The following is a 19,427-nucleotide window of genomic DNA, read 5'->3' as shown; positions in this document are numbered from 1 at the left end:
CTACGATCCCGGACGTTCGTCGCTCACGGCGCCCCGGACCGGGCTCTTTCCTTCGCGCGCCTGCATGTGGTAGCCGTAGATTGCGCCGGCAAGCATGGCGAAGTAGAAGTTCCACGCGACCTGATTGAGACCGAAGCTGGCGAGGCACCAGAGGAACTGCAATCCGAGCGCGCCGGACAGGAACAGCGCGTAATCCGCCGACAGTCGTCCCGCGCGCCATGACTGCCACATCACCGTGCACAGCCGGCCCATGAGGTAGAGAAAGAACAGCGCGCCGAGAATTCCGAATGTCAGCAGGGTCTCAATGTAGGCGTTATGGAGATGCGGCATGACACGCAATCTTGTATTGTCGATCTGCTCTATCAGCACCCGATAGCTGTGCGGACCCCAGCCGATCAGAGGCTGCTCCAGCCATTTGTGCAGGCCGAACTCGATCATCTGCACGCGATAGCCGATCGAGCCGTCGGGAATCTTGTCCAGTTCCCCGGCCAGCAGGGCCTGCCAGGAGGCGCGTTCATCGTTCAGCCGGGCCGCGATGGTGTCGAAGTTTCGCGCCGTGATGGAACCTGTCAGCCCTGCGACCAGGACGAGGGCCAGGCCGAGGCGCGGCCAGGATACACCGGCCACCCGGCGCAGGGAGTAAGACAGCTGAAGGAGCAGGACCGGCGGGAATACGATCAGCGCGGCAATCCAGGCGTCGCGCGACTGCGAGGTAATGAGTCCCTGCAGCACGATGGTCAGGGCGGCGCACCATGCGATGAAACGGGCGGTTGCGGCGGGCCACGGCCGCCCCGCCGACCACCAGCGTGGAGCCAGTACGAGGAGACCGAGCAGGGTCGTGGCGCAGAACAGACCGAAAGATATCACGGGCAGACCGAAGCCGATGCGTCGATCGGACCACAGGACGGCCAGTCCATGGGCATGGATGCCGAGCGATATCTTCAGCAGCAGGCCGCCCAGCGCGAGCAGCAGGGCGATCCCGAGGCGGCGCTCGTCGCCGCCGAGCCACCAGGCGACGAAGGGAAAGAACAGGAACAGGCGCAGCCATTCCCAGGTATCTTCCCACAGCACGGCAAGGCTGTCCGAGGTGCCCCTGGCCGTCCAGAGCACATAAATAAGGAGAACGACCGCGAACAGGAGGGCGAGCCGCACCATGGGATCGCGCCGCAGGGAGCTTCTTGCGGCGGGGTCGGCGAACGCGGCCGAGATCATCAGGGCCAGTCCGGCATAGGCGCTGGCGGGGCTCAGCCATATGGACAAGGCGAACAGGTAGAGTCCACCCCGGCCGACGCGGGAAGAGTGACCGTTGGCTCGGGTCGATATCATGTCTGCTGCACGGCGAGCGGTGTCGGCGCGGGGTGTGAGGTGGAATACTCCATCGTTACAAGGGTGTCCGTGCTTGATGGAGATCCGTCCTCTCGCTGGAAGATTCATTCCGGTGCGGCGATGATAGCATAACCGCGCCATGCGACGCGCCTGCCGGGTGGCGGCCGGTGGCGGGACTGTCCGGAGATACGGCGGAGCTTAATAATAAACCGCTTTGAGACACCTCACGGCAGATCCGCCGATCGCCGTCCTTGTCCATCGGCAGCGTCCGATCCGGTTACCTTTACACTATCTCCATCCGGAACTTCGGCCGCGCCCGGATCCTGCCGGTCGCGCCGGCCGGCGTCGGGCAGCAGACCCTGCCCGAAGTTGGGGTATTGTTCGTCGATGTTGATTTGATCGACAACACGCGCGGTCCGGCGCATGCCCGGGACCAGCGCGAACCTTTTGGGATGCACGCAGGCTACAGGTGAGCAACGACGCCGTGACAGGCGCAGGGTGAACCGCTGTCTGCGGTGATCGGACGATTCACATACTCTGGAAACGAAGTTCAGCGCGGCAATCCACGCTTCGCCGCTATCGCGGTGTTGATGCGGCTGCGGGTGTGCGGGCGGTTCACGGGCAAATTCCGAAATCCCGGTGGAGGCTTTGAGTTACAATGCAGCCACGATGAAGATCGCGTGCTTTTTCGCTACTTCCGGCCACAGTGGCGTCGATCGGCTGGTCGGACATCTGGTCCCCGGATTCGTCGCGGCCGGCCATAAGGTCGATCTGTTGCAGATACGCAATCACGGGCCGTATCTGCAAGACCTGCCCGAGGGGGTCGATCGTATCGATCTCGGAAGTTCTCACGTCGGAACGGCATTGTTGCCGCTGGTGAGCTACCTGAGACGCGCCCGCCCCGCGGTGCTGCTGTGCGACAAGTATCGCGTCAATCGCATGGTCCTGCTGGCGCGCTGGCTGGCACGGGCGCATACCCGGATCGTCGTGCGCGTGGGAACCACGGTGTCGGTCGACCTGGCATCGCGTCCCCGGGTGCAGCGCTGGGTGGAAATGCTGTGGATGCGCCTGCTCTACCCGCATGCGGATGCCGTGATCACGCCCTCGCGCGGGGCGTCGCTGGACCTGGCCAGGGTGGCCGGCCTGCCCGAAGTACGCGTCTGCACCGTTGAAAGCCCGTTGATCACGCGTGATCTTGCGGAGAAGGCGGCACAGCCGGCGGACCACCCCTGGCTGGTGGACAAGGACAGGCCGGTCTTCCTTGGCGTCGGCGAGCTATCTCCGCGCAAGGATTTTGCTACACTCATTCGCGCATTTGCCCGTGTGCGCGCCGGTTTGGCGGCGCGGCTCATTATTCTGGGTGATGGCGGCCAACGCGGGAATCTGCTTGCGCTCGCACGCGAACTGGGCGTGGCTGACGATGTCAGCCTGCCGGGTTTTACGCGCAACCCCTATGCTTTCATGGCACGCGCGGACGTATTCGCACTCAGCTCGCGCTGGGAGGGAATGCCGGTTGTGTTGATCGAGGCACTGGCGGTGGGAACGCCCGTGGTTTCCACGGATTGTCCAAGCGGTCCGCGCGAGATCCTGCAGGAAGGTCGTAACGGCATGCTCGTGCCGGTCGGAGACGACGCGCGACTGGCGCACGCCCTGGCGGCGCTGCTGCGCAATCCGCCCGCCCGCGAGATCTTGCATGAGGCGGCACGTCCTTACGGGGTCGCCCAGGCGACCCGCGCCTATCTCAGGGCCATGGATCTGGAACCGGACTGCTCCGGTGTTGCCACCTTGTCCACAGGCATGAAACATGACGCATGATCTCCTGAAGAGCCTGCGGGTGCGCCGGCCGCGCTGGCTGTTCCACGGGAACGACCGTACGCGGCGCATCCTGCTGCAGTCACGCGAACTGTTGTTCGAACGGCTGTTCTCCAATGCCCTGCCCCGGCTGAAGATCGAGCACCGCTATTTTCCACATCGCAACGCGGCCAATTACAGCCTGCTCTACCTGATCCTGCGCGTCATTACTGAACTGCCGGTACGCCGGGTGCTCGAACTCGGTTGCGGGCAAACCACGCTGCTGCTCGACGACCTGGCGCGCGTGCGGGACCTGGAGATCACCACCGTCGAGCACGACGCCGCCTGGGCCGCGCGTATGCAGAAACAGGTGCGCCACTCCATCATCCAGGCGCCGCTGACGCTGCGCGATGTCCACGACACTCCCTGTCAGACCTATGATCTGGCGCCCGCCGCGCTGGGCGGACCCATGGATCTCATCGTCGTGGACGGACCGGTGTCACAGCGTCGCCGCTCGCGCTGGGGGACTCTCGAGTACCTGGATCCCCTGCTGGGAAGGGATTTCATCCTGCTGTTCGACGACGCGGAGCGCCGCGGGGATCAGGATACGATCGAGGCGACCCTGAAGCACCTCAACGCGCGCGGAGCGGAGATCGCCTGCGCAGTGACGCGTGCGCGCAAGTCCCAGTTCCTGATCGCCGGCGGTGCCTTCCGCGAAGCGGCATACTACTGAGCACCGCCACCGGCCCCATGCCCGAGTCCGCCGCATCGCATCGTGCGCCCAGGCTTGCCGTGCTGGTGTCATTTTCCGGCGACGGCGGCGTGGAGCGCATGATGATCAACCTGCTCCACGGCATGGTTGCACGCGGCGTCGAGATCGATCTGCTGCTGATCAAGGCGCGCGGCCCGCGGCTGGCGGAGCTTCCTCCGGGCATACGCGTCCTGAAGCTCGGCAGCGCGCACACCTTTGTGAATCTGCCCGCGCTGATACGCTATCTGCGCGAGTCCCGTCCGCTGGCGCTGCTTGCCGCCAAGCACCGCGCACTGCTGCTTGCGCTGTGGGCGCGGCGTCTGAGCGGCGTTCCCGTCCGCATCGTCGGACGGATCGGCACCACGGTTTCTGCTGCGCTCGAACGCAAGGGCCGCCTGCGTTACGCCTTCTGGGCCTGGTCGGTGCGCCGATTCTATCCCCGGGCCGATGCCGTCGTGGCGGTGTCGCAGGGCGTGGCGGATGACATCCGCGCGATGGGCGCGTCTGCGGCGCGTCTCCAGGTGATCCGCAATCCGGTGGTGACGCCCGGGCTCGAGGCGCTGGCGCGGGAAGCGCCGCCGCACCCGTGGCTGGTAGAACCCGCCGGTCCGCCGGTGATCCTCGGCATGGGGCGCTTCACCGAGCAGAAGGATTTCGCCACGCTGATCCGCGCCTTCGCCCGCCTGCGCGCCGGACGCGACTGCCGGTTGATGCTGCTGGGACGCGGACGGCTGCAGGCAGACTACGTGGCCCTGGCCGCCCGGCTCGGGGTCGCAGCGGACATCGCCTTTCCCGGTTTCGCCGAGAATCCCTACAGCTATCTGGCGCGCGCGCGCCTGTTCGTGCTGTCCTCCGCCTGGGAGGGTTCGCCCAACGCCTTGACCGAGGCGCTCGCGCTGGGAGTGCCGGTGGCCTCCACCGACTGTCCGAGCGGCCCGCGCGAGCTGCTGGCGGGCGGGCGTTACGGTCCACTGGTCAAGGTCGGCGACGATGCGGCGCTCGCCCGGGCGATGGCAGCGACGCTTGACGGCCCGCTGTCCTCCACAGTATTGCGCCTGGCTGCGGCGGACTATACCGTGGAGGCCAGCGCGCGGGCCTATCTCACGGCGCTGGGTCTTACTGACTGAGGAGTTTGCTGGACATGCTGTTGTCGCACCGCTACCGCTTCCTGTTCGTCCACATCGCCAAGACCGGGGGGACGAGTGTGCGCGCGGCGCTGCAGCGCCGCATGTGGGCCGATCCCTGGCGCATCCCGATGTTCATCTGCAGCCGCATGAGCCACCTGAGCAGTCACCGGCTGGCGTGCAAGCTGCCGCGCCACGCCAAGGCCATCGCGGCACGCGAGATGCTGCCGCACGAATTCTATCAGTCCCTGTTCAAGTTCTGCTTTGTGCGCAATCCCTGGGATCTGCAGGTGAGCTCGTTCCACCACATCCGCCGCGAGCGACCGCATCTGATGGAAGGCCTCGACGATTTCGCGAGCTTCATCCGCTACAAGTTCGATCCCGAGCGGCCGTACCAGTACCACATGGACATCTCCGCAGAGCGCCAGAGCGACTACGTGACCGACCAGCACGGCAATGCCATTGTCGACTACATCGGGCGTTTCGAGCGTCTGGAGGAGGACTACGACTATATCCTGCGGCGCATCGGCCTCAAGGCGGCGCCCCTGCCGCAGCGCCGCGCCGCGGCGGACCGGCGTGACTACCGGCATTACTACACGGACGAACTCGCGCAGCGCGTCGCCGCGCACTATCGCGACGATATCGAGCGCTTCGGTTACCGCTTCGACGACTGGAGGTAGCCGCCTCAGCGGGCGTCGACCAGGACGTAGCGGGCGCCGCAGTAGGGGCACACCGCTTCGCCCGCTTCCTCGATGGGGAGAAACACGCGCGGGTGGGAATTCCACAGGCTGGTGCCCGGCATCGGGCAGTGCAGCGGCAGGTCGGCGCGGCTGACGCGATAGTAGCCGCGCGCATCGGTCAGGGAGTCGTCTTTCTTACCGCTCTGGCCGGGCGTCGGCATGGGGGGCTCCTTAAATGTAGGTCAGCCATTCGCCGTATTCGGCGCGACGGCCATGCACCTGATCAAAATAGAGGCTCTGCAGCTTCTCGGTAACCGGCCCGCGGATGCCGTGGCCGATCGCGCGGCCGTCGAGTTCGCGGATTGGCGTCACCTCGGCGGCTGTGCCGGTGAAGAAGGCCTCGTCGGCGATGTACACCTCATCGCGCGTGATGCGCTTCTCCCGCACCTCGATGCCGAGGTCCCGCGCCAGCTGGATCACGGTCGCGCGGGTGATGCCGTCCAGCGCCGAGGTCAGCTCCGGGGTATAGAGCACGCCGTCGCGCACCAGGAAGAAGTTCTCACCGCTGCCTTCCGTGACATAGCCCTCGTTGTCGAGCAGCAGCGCCTCGTGGCAGCCGCAGGCCAGCGCCTCGTTCAGGGCGAGGATCGAGTTGAGGTAGTTCGCGTTCGCCTTGGCCTTGCACATGGTGATGTTGACATGGTGGCGCGTGTACGAAGACGTGCGCACCTTGATGCCCTTCTGCATGTTTTCCTCGCCCATGTACGAACCCCAGGCCCAGGCGGCGACCATGACGTGGGTCTTGAGGTTGTCGGCGCGCAGGCCCATGCCTTCCGCGCCGTAGAAGCACATCGGGCGGATGTAGCCGGATTCCAGCTTGCACTCGCGCACGGCGGAGACGATGGCCTGGTTGATCGTGGCCTTGTCGTAGGGCATGGGCATGTTGAGGATGTGCGCCGAGCGGAACAGGCGGTCGGTATGGGCCTGCAGGCGGAAGATGGCCGTCCCCCGGGCAGTCTTGTAGGCGCGGACGCCTTCGAACACGCCCAGTCCGTAGTGCAGGGTGTGCGTCAGGACATGCACCTTGGCCTCGCGCCAGGGTACCAGTTTGCCGTCCAGCCAGATGACGCCGTCGCGGTCATCCATCGTCGCCATGCTCATGCGAAAGCTCCTGCATTCATAGATAAGGATCCGTGGGGAAATGCCCGCCCGGCGTCGGGCGGGGAGGGTCGATTGTAACGAATATCCCGCCGTTTTTCACTGTCCGTCGCCGGCCGCAGGGGGGCATGCGGGGGTGTCCTGGGCCGGCAGCAGATCGTTCCAGATGCGCGCCACGTCCGCGCGGGGGGCGGCGAATTCCGCGGCATCCACCACGGTGCCCTCGGTCTCCTGCAGCGCCAGGCGGTGCACCACGGCGCGGTAGTTGCGGTAGGCATCGATCAGCAGGCTGGCGTCCTCCGCGGGGAGCAGGCCGAGGCGCGCCAGGGTTTCCAGCAGGCGGATGTTGTCGGTCCAGCGCAGGAGATCGGGGTGTTTGCTCGCCCAGCGCAGAACCGCATATTGAACGATGAATTCGATGTCGGCGATGCCGCCGAGGTCCTGCTTGAGATCGAAGCGACCGGTCCCGCTGCGGGCAAGCTCGCGGCGCATGCGTTCGCGCATGTCGCGGACCTCGCTGCCGAGTTGTCCGGCAGCGCGCCGGCGGGACAGGGCCTCGGCGCGGATCCGCCCGAATTCCTCCGCCACCACGGGATCACCGGCGACCGCGCGGGCGCGCACCAGGGCCTGATGTTCCCAGGTCCAGGCGGTCTCCCGCTGGTAGTCTTCGAAGGCGGCCAGGGAACTGACCAGCAGCCCGGAGCTGCCGCTCGGGCGCAGGCGCAGATCGACCTCGTAGAGGATTCCGGAGGGTGTGTGGGTGTTGAGCAGGTGGATGATACGCTGCGCGAGGCGTGCGTAGCCTTGCGCCATGGCGGGGTCTTGGTCCGCCGCGTGCAGAAACACCAGATCCAGGTCGGAGGCGTATCCCAGCTCGATGCCGCCGAGCTTGCCGTAGGCGATGATGGCGAAGCCGCGGTCGCGCGGCCGCTCGCCACCGGAGCCGCGCCGCATCAGGTGTTCCGCTCCCAGTTTCAGTACTGCCGCGAGCACGACCTCGGCGATCTCCGTCAGGTGGTCGCTGACCACCATCAGCGGAATCGCCTCCATGACATCCGCGGCGGCGACCCGCAGGACGTTGGAGTGCTTGAAATGACGCAGCGTCTCCATCTGCTGTTCCACGTCGTCTGGCTCGACCGCGTCCAGTGCGGTCCGTAATTCGCGTTCGAGCGCGCCGCGGTCGAGCGGGGCGTAGAGGGTGCGTGGATCGATCAACTCGTCGAGCAGGATGGGTTGCCGCGCCAGCATGTCCGAGATCCACGGGCTGGCGGCGCACAGACGGACCAGCTGGGCCAGTACGACCGGGTTTTCCCCCAGCAGGGCGAGATAGGCGGTGCGGCGCGCGATCTGTTCGATCAGGTCGAGCAGCCGGATCAGGGTCACGTCGGGCTCCGGCGTTGCGGCGGCCGCATCGAGCAGCAGCGGGATGAGGCGATCCATGCGCGCACGCCCGCGCTCGCTCAGGGCGCGATAGACGTGGCCGTCGTGCAGCAGGCCGAGTCGGCGACGGACTTCCCCGCCGTCGCGGAAGCCGGCGCGTGTCAGCAGGGTCGCGCCCTGTGCGTCGTCCAGCGCGCCGGACCAGAGGGCGGTGTAATCCAGGGCCTGTCGGGTCTGTGGCGTGGCCGGCGCCTCGCGCGCGGGGACGTTGAAGACCTGGTTGAAATGCCGCTGAACGCGCGCGCGATGACGATCGAGTTCGGCGGAAAAATCCTCCCAGAGCGGGAAACCCATCGAGCTGGCGAGGCACAGGCGTCCAGTTTCGTCGGCCGGCAGCCGGTGTGTCTGCTGGTCGGCGGCCATCTGCAGGCGGTTTTCCGCCCGGCGGAGGAAGCGGTACGCGAGATCCAGTTCGGCCACCGCCTCTTCCGGCAGGTGGCCGGCGGAGGCGAGCCGGTGCAGGATGCGCAGGATCTGCTGCTCCTGCAGCGCGGGCTCGCGTCCGCCGCGGATCAACTGGAATGACTGACCGATGAATTCGATCTCGCGGATCCCGCCCGGTCCGAGCTTGATATTGTCCCCCAGGTCCCGCTTGGCCACTTCCTGGTTGATCAGCGCCTTCATCTCGCGCAGGGATTCGAAAACGTTGAAATCGAGGTAGCGGCGATAGATGAACGGCCGCAGGGCCTTGAGCAGCAGCTGTCCCTGCGCGCGGTCCCCCGCGACGGGGCGCGCCTTGATCATGGCGTAACGCTCCCACTCCCGGCCCTGCGACTGGTAATAGTCTTCCATCTGTTCGAAGCTCATCACCAGAGGGCCGCTGTTCCCGAATGGGCGCAGGCGCATATCGGTGCGGAATACGAATCCGTCCTCGGTCGGGGTGCTCAGGCACTGGATCAGTTTCTTTCCCAGTTCGGTGAAGAATTCCTCGTTATCCGCGTGGGTCCGCCTGCCGCGGGTGTTCCCCTCCTCCGGATAGGCGAAGATGAGATCGATATCGGAGGAAAAATTGAGCTCATAGGCGCCGAGCTTGCCCATTCCGAGGACAACCAGGGTCTGCGGGGCGCCGGTTTTGGACCCGTGTGGCGTACCCCGGGTTTGCGTCAGGCGCGCGTACAAATGGTGGAGGGCGCCGTCGATCAGCGCCTCCGCGAGCCACGACAGTTCGCGCAGGGTCTCCTCCAGGCCGGCCCAGCCCGCGAGATCGCGCCAGGCAATGCGCGTCATTTCGCGTCGCCGGAGGTGCCGCAACGTGCGGTCCAGGTCACCCTCGTTGCGCACCTTCGACAGTGCCCGCGCGGTCTGGTGTCCATAGCGATCGGGTGTGTAGCTCAGGAGCAGATCGCCGCTCTCCAGCAGTCCGCGCAACAGCGCCGGGTGTTCTATGGAGTTGTGGGCGACGAAGCCGCTATAGGCCCATACCCGGCGCAGCACACCCAGCGTTTCCGGGTGCCGCGGCACGGGCACGCCGTTCTCCTGTGCAGCGGCCGCATACTGCTCCCAGTACAGCGCGACCTGGTGTTCCAGCCCGGCAGGCAGAATCCGGGTATTGATGTCGAGGGGTGCGGGCGAGGCTACGGGGTGGGACGATTTCATGCGCACAGCATAAAAGACCGGTCGTACCTCGGCAACCGGGATTCCTAGGCGGTGAAGTGCGAATCGCATCACTCAAGCCGGCTTATGATCCAGTCGATAGTAATACCGGAGGGGTAGCTAGTTTTCTTGCTTTGTTTGCACTGGCCAAGAGGCATTCATGGAATTTACCGACTATCTGAAGTTAATGGTCGCGAAAGAGGCTTCCGATCTGTTCCTCACGGTCGGCGCACCACCTTCGATGCGCATCCACGGGCAGATCAAGCCGATTGACAAATCGCCCATACCGCCGGGCGGCACCAAGTTGATCGCTTATAAATTAATGAGTGCCGAGCAGCAGGCCGCCTTCGAAAAGAGCCCGGAGATGAATCTCGCGATCGCCGATGCAAGCATCGGACGCTTCCGCGTCAACATCTTCAAGCAGCGCAATCACATCGGGATGGTCATCCGCAACATCAAGGTCAAGATCCCCACCATGGAAGAGCTGGGTCTGCCCCCGATCCTGAGCAAGCTGGTGATGCAGAAGAGGGGACTGATATTGTTCGTCGGCGCCACGGGTTCGGGTAAATCGACCTCACTGGCCGCCATGATCGACTACCGTAACACCACCAGCGCCGGTCACATCGTCACCATCGAAGATCCGATCGAATACATCCACAACCACAAGCGCTCCATCATCACCCAGCGCGAGGTGGGCGACGACACCCTGACCTATGAGGAGGCGCTGAAGAACACCTTGCGGCAGGCGCCTGATGTCATCCTCATCGGCGAGGTGCGCGACCGCGATACCATGGAGTACGCGATCTCCTTCGCCGAGACCGGCCATCTCGCGATTTCCACCCTGCATGCGAACAATGCGAACCAGGCCTTTGACCGCATCATCAACTTTTTTCCCGAAGACCGCCGCAATCAGCTGCTGATGGACCTGTCGCTGAACGTGCGCGGCATCGTATCGCAGCGCCTCATACCGGCCCTGGACGGCAAGCGCGCCGCAGCCTTCGAGATTCTGCTGGGCACGCCGCTGATCAGCGACCTGATCCTCAAGGGGGAGATCCACAAGATCAAGGAGATCATGGAGAAGTCGGAGAACCTGGGCATGCAGACTTTCGATGGCGCCCTGTACAAGCTGTACAAGGCCGGGCGCATCTCCTATGAGGAGGCACTGCGCAACGCCGATTCGCAGAACAATCTCCGTCTGCGCATCGACCTGGAGGAAAAGGATGTCGAGAACAGCGCGGAGGTCAACGGACTGCGCCTGGAGGATAACGATGATGACAACAAGGGATACCGGGCGATTTCGCTATCCTGATCCGAGCCCGCCACGCATAAAAAAAGCCCCGCCGGACCAATCCGGCGGGGCTTTTTCGTCACTGCAGGCTGTGCCGCGGCCTGTTTACATCATGCCGCCCATGCCGGACATGTCCGGGGCGTTGACGGGTTTGTCGTCTTGCGGAAGCTCCGCGATCATTGCCTCGGTCGTGATCATCAGACCGGCGACAGAGGCCGCGTTCTGCAGCGCCGTGCGCGAGACCTTGGTCGGGTCCAGGATACCGAACTCGATCATGTCGCCGAACTCGCCGTTCGCCGCGTTGTAACCGTAGCTGCCCTTGCCCTCGGCGACCTTGTTCAGGATCACCGACGGCTCGTCGCCGGCATTGGCGACGATCTGACGCAGGGGCTCTTCCATGGCGCGGCGGGCGATGTTGATGCCGACGTCCTGGTCGTGGTTGTCGCCCTTGAGGTTCTTGATCGCCTGCAGCGCGCGCAGCAGCGCAACGCCGCCGCCGGGTACGATGCCTTCCTCGACCGCCGCACGGGTGGCATGCAGGGCATCCTCGACGCGCGCCTTCTTCTCTTTCATCTCCATTTCAGTGGCGGCACCGACCTTGATCACGGCTACACCGCCGGCCAGCTTGGCCACGCGTTCCTGCAGCTTCTCCTTGTCGTAGTCGGAGCTGGTATCCTCGATCTGGGCGCGGACCTGCTTCACGCGCGCCTGGATGTCGGCCGCCTTGCCGGCGCCGTCGATGATGGTGGTGTTGTCCTTGGAGATCTGCACCTTCTTCGCGCTGCCCAGGCTGCTAACCGTGGCCTTTTCCAGCGACAGACCGACCTCTTCGGCAATGACCTGGCCACCGGTCAGGATCGCGATGTCCTCCAGCATGGCCTTGCGGCGGTCACCAAAGCCGGGCGCCTTGACGGCTGCGACCTTGACGATGCCGCGGATGTGGTTGACCACCAAGGTGGCCAGCGCCTCGCCTTCCACGTCCTCGGCGACGATCAGCAGCGGCTTGCCGGATTTGGCCACGCCTTCCAGGATCGGGATCAGCTCGCGGATGTTGGAGATCTTCTTGTCGTGCAGCAGGATGTAGGGGCTGTCCAGCTCGCATGACATGTTCTGCTGGTTGTTGATGAAATACGGCGACAGATAGCCGCGGTCGAACTGCATGCCCTCGACAACCTCGAGTTCATTGGCAAGCCCGGAGCCTTCTTCCACCGTGATCACGCCTTCCTTGCCGACCTTGGACATCGCATCGGCGATGATGCCGCCGATGTCCGCGTCGGAGTTGGCCGAGATGGAGCCAACCTGGGCAATCGCCTTGTTGTCGGTGCAGGGCTTGGAAATCTTCTGCAGCTCCTTGACCGCCGCGATGACGGCCTTGTCGATGCCGCGCTTCAGATCCATCGGGTTCATGCCCGAGGTGACGGCCTTCATGCCTTCGCGCAGCATGGCCTGGGCCAGCACCGTCGCGGTGGTGGTGCCGTCGCCGGCGATGTCGGAGGTCTGCGATGCGACTTCCTTGACCATCTGGGCGCCCATGTTCTCGAACTTGTCCTTCAGCTCGATCTCCTTGGCGACCGAGACGCCGTCCTTGGTGATGGTGGGGGCGCCGAAGCTCTTTTCCAGAACGACGTTGCGGCCCTTGGGGCCCAAGGTGACCTTGACCGCATCGGCCAGGATGTTGACACCTTTCAGCATGCGGTGATGGGCGTCGGTGCTGAATTTGACTTCTTTTGCTGCCATGGTGAGTGTCCTCTTGAATTCTTGTCTGATTGGGTCGCCGGGCGGCGGTTAGCCTTCGATGATGGCCATGATGTCGTCTTCGCGCATCACGACCAGATCTTCGCCGTCAACCTTGATTTCCGTGCCGGCGTACTTGCCGAACAGGACCTTGTCGCCCACTTTGACGTCCATGGGACGGATGTCGCCGTTTTCCATGATCTTGCCCTTGCCGATTGCCATAACTTCACCCCGGATCGGCTTTTCCGCCGCGGAGTCGGGGATGACGATGCCACCCGGGCTGGTGCGTTGTTCTTCCAGCCGGCGAATCACGGCGCGATCATGTAGCGGTTTGATTTTCATGTGAGATTGCCTCCATATTTTATTTAAAACAGTTAGTTATGATTGTTGCGAGGTGATTTTCGCGAGATAGTTGGCACTCATTCCCTGTGAGTGCCAGTTATAATAGGGTCGCTGACGCCAGAGTCAAGGGGCGCTTGGTCGTCAATGGGGATGGCGGGTGTCGCGGGGGATCAATCCTTGATCCGTTCCTTCCAGAATTCCCCTTCGATTATGTGGGGGCCACGGCTGGGGTGGGATGCGCCAGGACCGCCGCCGGTATGCCGGTCATTTACGATACTCCGGATGATGAGCCGGCGTACCGCGGGAATCAGGCAGAACAGCCCGCAGAGGTCGGAAATGAAGCCGGGGATCAGCAGGAGCACCCCGCTTGCCAGCACGATCATCCCCTCAAGCAGTTCCCGTGCGGGTATGGCGCCGCGGGCGAGGGTGGCGCGGAAGCGTTGCAGGACGATCCATCCCTGCCAGCGCAGTACCAGGGTTCCCAGTACGGCCGAGAACACCACAAGGGCAATGGTAGGTATCGCGCCGAACAGGCCACCCGCCTTGATCAGGAGATACAGCTCCAGCAGCGGAAGTGCAATGATCAGTGGCAGGATTACATAAAGCATCTGCGGACACTATAGCACCTTTGACGGCCGCAACCGATGGTGTAAGGTGATGCGCATGTTCGCGGAACACTCTCTGGTTTTGACCACGTGTCCGAATGAGGCGGCGGCGCGCGAACTCGCCGAGGCCCTGCTTGGCGAACGGCTCGCGGCATGTATCAACATTGTTCCCGGTCTGCGCTCGATCTATCGCTGGAAAGGCAGGATCGAGGAGGGTGGCGAAGTATTGCTCTTGATCAAAACGGCGAAGGCATGCTTTCCGCAGCTCGAACAGCGGATCCGGGCGTCCCACCCTTACGAGCTCCCCGAGGTTATTGCCCTTGATGTCACCGCCGGCTCGGCGGCCTACCTCGCCTGGATCACGGAGAACTGCCGTAGCGAATGAAGGGCGGGTGTGCGCTGGTTGGCAGATCGAGTGCGGTGACATCAAGTTTTTGACGAACGACTCCGACATCATATTCCGGGGCGCAGTGGTCACTCTGGCCGTATAGAGGCTGTTTCGATGCGCATGTTAGTATATGGGCGCTTCGTTCGACGCTGTCCGACAGCGCGGCCGCGCTACTGACGCCACGCCGGCGGGAAGCCCGGCTGCAGATCTCCTCACATTGAATTCTTCTGATCACGGCCGGATTTCATGCATACGATGATGAATTACCACAGATCCAGCGTCCTGGCCTTGCTGCTGCTGTTCTGCTCCGCCGGCCTCGCCGCCGACGGCGGCGGCTTGTCCTCATCGATCGCATCCGTCGGCGAGCGACTCGGCCTGATAAAGTCGGAGCCGGTCTTTCTCGAACCGGAGCGCGCATTCGTCTTTTCCGCCGAAGCTCCCGGTCCCGGCGCGATCACCGCGCGCTGGGAGATCGCGGACGGTTATTACCTCTATCGGGACAAGTTCAGCTTCCGCTTGGTGGAGTCCCCTGCTGGCGTGACACTGGGGGCGGCGGAGTACCCGCGCGGTGAGTTCAAGGAAGATGAATTCTTCGGCCGCATGGAGGTGTATCACGGTCGGATTCAGGCGGCGGTGCCGGTGGTCCAGCCGGGCGCTGTGCCGGCCGTGGTGGTGCTCGAGGTGGCTTATCAGGGGTGCGCGGACCAGGGGTTCTGCTACCCGCCGATGAAGCAGACTGTCAGCCTTGAGCTGCCGCCTTCGAGCGGTACCGTCGGTCTGGACCCGGCGGTGGCCGGGGGAACAGAGGTTGCGCCGCTCCAGGACCAGATTGCGCAATCCCTTGCAGAGGGCGACCTGTGGGTGAATCTCGCCGGTTTTTTCGGTTTCGGACTGCTGCTGGCATTTACCCCCTGCGTGTTTCCGATGATCCCGATTCTCTCCAGCCTGATCATCGGGCAACGCACCCAGGTGACGACGCGCCGCGCCTTTCTGCTGTCCCTGAGTTATGTGCTCGCCATGGCTTTGACCTATACCCTGGCCGGGGTCGCGGCGGGCCTGTTTGGCAATAACCTGCAGGCCGCGTTCCAGAGTCCCTGGGTGCTGGGGAGCATCAGCGTAGTCTTTGTTCTGCTCGCCCTGGCCATGTTCGATGTCTACCAGTTCCAGCTGCCGGCGTCATGGCAGGCACGCCTGAATGATCTGAGCAACCGGCAGTCCGCCGGGACGTACGCCGGGGCCGCGGTCATGGGGTTCCTGTCGGCGCTGGTTGTAGGGCCCTGCGTGGCCGCTCCCCTGGCCGGAATACTCTTATATATCGGGATGAGCGGGGACGCCGTGCTGGGTGGCGTATCGCTCTTTGTGCTCAGCCTGGGGATGGGATTGCCGCTGCTGGTGATCGGCACGTCCGCCGGCAAGCTCCTGCCGAAGGCGGGGGGCTGGATGACGACGGTCAAGTCAGTGTTCGGCGTGCTCATGCTCGCGGTCGCAGCCTGGTTTCTCGAGCGGATCATTCCCCCCCAGCTCAGCATGATGCTATGGGCGGTTCTGCTGGTAGGCGCGGCCGTCTATCTGGGTGCCTTCGACCGCATGGAAGCCGGGGTCTCGGGCTGGAGGCGATTGTGGAAGGGCGCGGGGCTGATCGTGTTCATCTATGGCGTACTGCTGATCATCGGCGCCGCCAGTGGCGGCAATGATCCGCTGCGGCCCTTGCAGGGGACCTCGATCACCGGGGGGAAGGGACCGGCGGAGGGAGCGCTGGAGTTCGCTCCGGTCAAAGGCGTGGAGGGCCTGAATCAGGCCATGGCCCGCGCGGCGGGGCGGCCGGTTATGCTGGATTTCTACGCCGACTGGTGTGTTGAATGCAAGATTATGGAGCGCCGCACCTTCATCGATCCCGGTGTGCAAGCCGCGCTGGCTGGTACTGTGCTGCTGCGCGCGGATGTGACGGCCAATGATGAGGTCGATCAGGAACTGCTCAGGCAGCTTGGACTTTTCGGGCCGCCTGCGATATTGTTTTTCAGCGCGGACGGCAAGGAGCTGCGATCATTCCGCGTGATCGGTTCCACTAATACCGGTCCCGAGGCATTTACGCGCCATATACGACAGGCATTGATGTAATCCTCCGATTATCCCCATGGCGGGCTGGTTGCAGCGTCCCAATATCATCCTGCTGATTATCGCGGTGTTCGCCGCGGTCGCAGTGGCGGTAAACTTTTTCTACAGGCAGCAGTTGCAGCACGAGCCGCTGGAACAGGCGGAAGCCGGTACTTCCGCCAGCGCCGTCCTCGGTCAGATAAGGCCCGATTTCACCCTGCCTGACTCACTTGGGTTATCGCATGATGTGGGCGAGTGGGACGGCCGGGTGCTGATTGTGAATTTCTGGGCTTCATGGTGCAAACCCTGCGTGCGAGAGATGCCGGCCTTTGTCGAATTGCAAGGACAATATGCCGGACAGGGTGTGCAGTTCGTCGGGATCGCCCTGGATACCCCTCAGCAGGTGGAGGCGTTCTTCGACAGGCTCGGGTTCGTGCTCAATTATCCGAGCCTGATCGGTGGCACGAACGCGATCGCCGTGGCGGAGGCATATGGGAACTCCATCGGCATCCTCCCCTACACTGTGCTGGTTGACCGGACTGGCAAGATTGCGTACGCCCAGTACGGCGAGCTGACCCGCGACAGCGCTGAGCAGATGATCCTGAATCTGCTGTAAGCGATACGCTCCGGGTCGCGCACATTTCACATATTGGGTTCTAACTTCGTCGATCGGGATGATAATTCCGGGTCAGATGGACATTTCCAAAGCAACGTTGCACAATAACCGGCATTACGGGTATAGACTTCGGCTGATCTGGGTGACTTTCCCCTAACAGGCCTCTATCAGCTCATATCGTGCCGGGAAATAGCACAAAACGAATGGCGACGATCCTCGTACTCAACGGCCCCAATCTGAACCTCCTGGGTCAACGCGAACCCGGCCACTACGGTACGCAGTCGCTCGCGGCGATCAACAAGCGGCTTACCGCGCTGGCGAAGGAGCTGGGGACCCAGGTGTTGTGTTTCCAGAGCAATGCGGAGCACGAGCTGGTCGAGAGGGTGCACAAGGCCATGGAGGAGCCGGTGCGTTTCATCATCATCAATCCCGCTGCCCTCACCCACACCAGCGTGGCCCTGCGGGATGCCCTGATCGCGGCCGCGGTGCCGTTCATCGAGGTGCACCTTTCCAATATCCACGCGCGCGAGGCATTTCGCCGGAACTCGTATTTTTCCGATATCGCGGCCGGCGTGATCAGCGGACTCGGCGCCGCGGGCTATGAGCTCGCCCTGCGGGCGGCGGTACAGCATCTAGACAAGCACAAGGACCCATAATTGCCCGTATGGACATACGAAAAATAAAGAAGTTGATCGAACTTCTGGAGGAATCCGATCTCGCAGAAATCGAGGTGCAGGAGGGCGAGGAGTCGGTGCGTATCAGTCGACACGGCAAGGCCATGCAGACCTTTATGGGAGCGCCGCAGATGTACCCGGCTCCCATGGCCGTCCAGGCCGCCCCGGTTCCTGTCGCTGCGGCCGGAAGCGAGCCCGCGGCGGCTCCGGTGCCCAAGGGGCACACCGTCACTTCTCCCATCGTCGGCAGCTTCTACCGGTCACCGGCCCCCGGATCGCCGCCCTTCGTCGAGGTCGGCCAGCGGGTCAACTCCGGCGACACCCTGTGCATCATCGAGGCGATGAAGATGCTCAACCAGATCGAGTCGGACAAGTCCGGCGTGGTGGCGGCCGTCCTGGTCGAGAACGGCCAGCCGGTCGAATACGGCCAGCCGCTGTTTATCATCGAATAGGCACCGGGCTTCATGTTTGAGAAAATCGTCATCGCCAATCGTGGTGAGATCGGGCTGCGGATACTGCGTGCATGCAACGAGCTCGGGATACGGACCGTGGCAGTGCATTCATCGGCCGACCGCGATCTGATCCATGTCCGCCTGGCGGACGAGTCCGTCTGCATCGGCCCGCCGGCATCGGCGGAAAGCTACCTGAATATCCCGGCCTTGATCAGCGCCGCCGAGGTCACCGACGCGGTGGCCATTCACCCCGGCTACGGGTTTCTGTCCGAGAACGCCGACTTCGCCGACCGCGTCGAGAAGAGCGGTTTTGTCTTCATCGGTCCCCGGCCCGAGACGATCCGGCTTATGGGAGACAAGATCGAGGCGATCAGGGCGATGAAGGCGGCGGGTATCCCCTGCATCCCCGGGTCGGACGGACCCTTGAGTGAGGATCCGGAGCGCAACCTGGAAATCGCGCGCAGCATCGGATTCCCGGTGCTCATCAAAGCGGCGGGCGGCGGCGGCGGACGCGGCATGCGCGTGGTGCACAGCGATGCTGCGCTCGCCAATGCCGTCAATATGACCCGCTCCGAGGCGGAGGCCGCCTTCGGGAACGCCACAGTATACATGGAGAAATACCTCGAGAATCCGCGCCACATCGAGATCCAGGTGCTTGCCGACGGACAGGGCAATGCAATCCATCTCGGCGAGCGCGACTGTTCCATGCAGCGCCGCCACCAGAAGGTCATCGAGGAATCCCCCGCGCCAGGCATCACCGAGGAACAGCGGCAACGGATCGGCGCCCAGTGCGTCAAGGCCTGTCTCGATACCGGGTACCGCGGCGCCGGCACCTTCGAGTTCCTCTATGAAAAGGGGCATTTCTATTTTATCGAGATGAACACCCGTCTGCAGGTGGAGCATCCCGTGACCGAGATGGTTTACGGCGTCGATATCGTGAAGGAGCAGATCCGCATCGCCGCGGGTCATCCGCTCACCATCAGGCAGTCGGACGTCAAGCCGAACGGTCATGCGATCGAATGCCGCATCAACGCCGAAGACGCGCGCAACTTCACCCCGTCGCCGGGCACCATCACGCAGTATCATCCGCCGGGCGGGCCGGGGATCCGGATCGATTCGCATATCTACAACGGCTACACCGTACCGCCCTTTTACGATTCCATGATCGGCAAGGTCATCGCACACGGCGACAGGCGGGACACCGCCATCGCGCGCATGCGCATGGCGCTCACGGAATTCGTCATCGAGGGAATCCGGACCAACCTCGCCCTGCACCGCGATCTCATGAATGATGCCGCATTCCAGGCCGGCGGCACCAACATCCACTATCTCGAGAAGAAGCTGGCCGCGGCCGCGGCGGCGCGGGAGTAG

Annotated in this window: 19 protein-coding genes; 12 read left to right on the top strand and 7 right to left on the bottom strand. The window is 63.7% G+C overall.

Annotation, left to right across the window (positions count from 1 at the left end; genetic code table 11):
• On the bottom strand, window positions 1–1,326 hold the full coding sequence (locus tag IPK65_02605) for an O-antigen ligase family protein (protein MBK8162066.1): 1,326 nt from the start codon (window positions 1,324–1,326) through the stop codon (window positions 1–3).
• A gap of 251 nt (window positions 1,327–1,577) precedes the next feature.
• Here IPK65_02605 and IPK65_02600 point away from each other — a divergent pair, with 251 nt between their 5' ends.
• From IPK65_02600 to IPK65_02580, 5 genes are all read left to right on the top strand, one after another.
• Window positions 1,578–1,799 (top strand): hypothetical protein, encoded by a 222-nt coding sequence (locus IPK65_02600; protein ID MBK8162065.1) that lies wholly within the window; start codon window positions 1,578–1,580, stop codon window positions 1,797–1,799.
• A 196-nt stretch (window positions 1,800–1,995) separates the two neighbouring features.
• Entirely contained in the window at window positions 1,996–3,141 is a 1,146-nt protein-coding gene (locus IPK65_02595; GenBank protein MBK8162064.1) for a glycosyltransferase, read from the top strand.
• Entirely contained in the window at window positions 3,131–3,850 is a 720-nt protein-coding gene (locus IPK65_02590) for a class I SAM-dependent methyltransferase (protein ID MBK8162063.1), read from the top strand. The genes IPK65_02595 and IPK65_02590 overlap by 11 nt, the downstream gene beginning before the upstream one ends.
• A gap of 17 nt (window positions 3,851–3,867) precedes the next feature.
• Window positions 3,868–4,995 (top strand): glycosyltransferase, encoded by a 1,128-nt coding sequence (locus tag IPK65_02585; GenBank protein MBK8162062.1) that lies wholly within the window; start codon window positions 3,868–3,870, stop codon window positions 4,993–4,995.
• Window positions 4,996–5,009: 14 nt separating this feature from the next.
• Window positions 5,010–5,672 (top strand): sulfotransferase family 2 domain-containing protein, encoded by a 663-nt coding sequence (locus IPK65_02580; GenBank protein ID MBK8162061.1) that lies wholly within the window; start codon window positions 5,010–5,012, stop codon window positions 5,670–5,672.
• Between the two features lie 5 nt (window positions 5,673–5,677).
• On the opposite strand, the gene IPK65_02575 is transcribed toward IPK65_02580, so the two are convergent.
• From IPK65_02575 to glnE, 3 genes are all read right to left on the bottom strand, one after another.
• Complete coding sequence (locus IPK65_02575; protein MBK8162060.1) at window positions 5,678–5,893, bottom strand: zinc-finger domain-containing protein; 216 nt, start codon at window positions 5,891–5,893, stop codon at window positions 5,678–5,680.
• 10 nt (window positions 5,894–5,903) lie between these two features.
• Window positions 5,904–6,827: a branched-chain amino acid transaminase gene (locus tag IPK65_02570; GenBank protein ID MBK8162059.1), complete on the bottom strand. Its 924-nt coding sequence runs from the start codon at window positions 6,825–6,827 to the stop codon at window positions 5,904–5,906.
• A 102-nt stretch (window positions 6,828–6,929) separates the two neighbouring features.
• On the bottom strand, window positions 6,930–9,866 hold the full coding sequence (glnE, locus tag IPK65_02565) for a bifunctional [glutamate--ammonia ligase]-adenylyl-L-tyrosine phosphorylase/[glutamate--ammonia-ligase] adenylyltransferase (GenBank protein MBK8162058.1): 2,937 nt from the start codon (window positions 9,864–9,866) through the stop codon (window positions 6,930–6,932).
• A gap of 157 nt (window positions 9,867–10,023) precedes the next feature.
• Here glnE and IPK65_02560 point away from each other — a divergent pair, with 157 nt between their 5' ends.
• Window positions 10,024–11,172, top strand: a complete 1,149-nt coding sequence (locus IPK65_02560; protein MBK8162057.1) for a PilT/PilU family type 4a pilus ATPase — start codon at window positions 10,024–10,026, stop codon at window positions 11,170–11,172.
• A gap of 84 nt (window positions 11,173–11,256) precedes the next feature.
• On the opposite strand, the gene groL is transcribed toward IPK65_02560, so the two are convergent.
• The 3 genes from groL to IPK65_02545 form a co-directional block, all read right to left on the bottom strand.
• Window positions 11,257–12,888 carry a chaperonin GroEL gene (groL, locus tag IPK65_02555; GenBank protein MBK8162056.1) on the bottom strand — a complete coding sequence of 544 codons (1,632 nt, stop codon included), beginning with the start codon at window positions 12,886–12,888 and terminating at the stop codon, window positions 11,257–11,259.
• A 48-nt stretch (window positions 12,889–12,936) separates the two neighbouring features.
• Window positions 12,937–13,227, bottom strand: a complete 291-nt coding sequence (locus IPK65_02550; protein MBK8162055.1) for a co-chaperone GroES — start codon at window positions 13,225–13,227, stop codon at window positions 12,937–12,939.
• Window positions 13,228–13,397: 170 nt separating this feature from the next.
• Window positions 13,398–13,835, bottom strand: a complete 438-nt coding sequence (locus tag IPK65_02545; protein ID MBK8162054.1) for an FxsA family protein — start codon at window positions 13,833–13,835, stop codon at window positions 13,398–13,400.
• 55 nt (window positions 13,836–13,890) lie between these two features.
• On the opposite strand from IPK65_02545, the gene IPK65_02540 reads away from it, so the two are divergent.
• From IPK65_02540 to accC, 6 genes are all read left to right on the top strand, one after another.
• The gene (locus tag IPK65_02540; protein MBK8162053.1) at window positions 13,891–14,217 is read left to right on the top strand and encodes a divalent-cation tolerance protein CutA; all 327 of its coding nucleotides are present in this window, start codon (window positions 13,891–13,893) and stop codon (window positions 14,215–14,217) included.
• A gap of 261 nt (window positions 14,218–14,478) precedes the next feature.
• Complete coding sequence (locus IPK65_02535) at window positions 14,479–16,338, top strand: protein-disulfide reductase DsbD (GenBank protein ID MBK8162052.1); 1,860 nt, start codon at window positions 14,479–14,481, stop codon at window positions 16,336–16,338.
• Between the two features lie 16 nt (window positions 16,339–16,354).
• Window positions 16,355–16,930 carry a TlpA family protein disulfide reductase gene (locus tag IPK65_02530; GenBank protein ID MBK8162051.1) on the top strand — a complete coding sequence of 192 codons (576 nt, stop codon included), beginning with the start codon at window positions 16,355–16,357 and terminating at the stop codon, window positions 16,928–16,930.
• Between the two features lie 203 nt (window positions 16,931–17,133).
• Window positions 17,134–17,586, top strand: a complete 453-nt coding sequence (aroQ, locus tag IPK65_02525) for a type II 3-dehydroquinate dehydratase (GenBank protein ID MBK8162050.1) — start codon at window positions 17,134–17,136, stop codon at window positions 17,584–17,586.
• Window positions 17,587–17,594: 8 nt separating this feature from the next.
• The gene (locus IPK65_02520) at window positions 17,595–18,056 is read left to right on the top strand and encodes an acetyl-CoA carboxylase biotin carboxyl carrier protein (GenBank protein MBK8162049.1); all 462 of its coding nucleotides are present in this window, start codon (window positions 17,595–17,597) and stop codon (window positions 18,054–18,056) included.
• A 12-nt stretch (window positions 18,057–18,068) separates the two neighbouring features.
• Entirely contained in the window at window positions 18,069–19,427 is a 1,359-nt protein-coding gene (accC, locus tag IPK65_02515) for an acetyl-CoA carboxylase biotin carboxylase subunit (GenBank protein ID MBK8162048.1), read from the top strand.

Source organism: Gammaproteobacteria bacterium, assembly GCA_016712635.1.
Classification (GTDB): Bacteria; Pseudomonadota; Gammaproteobacteria; order SZUA-140; family SZUA-140; genus JADJWH01.
Note: the sequence above shows the minus strand (reverse complement) of the source record. Positions and strands in the feature narration are given on the sequence as shown.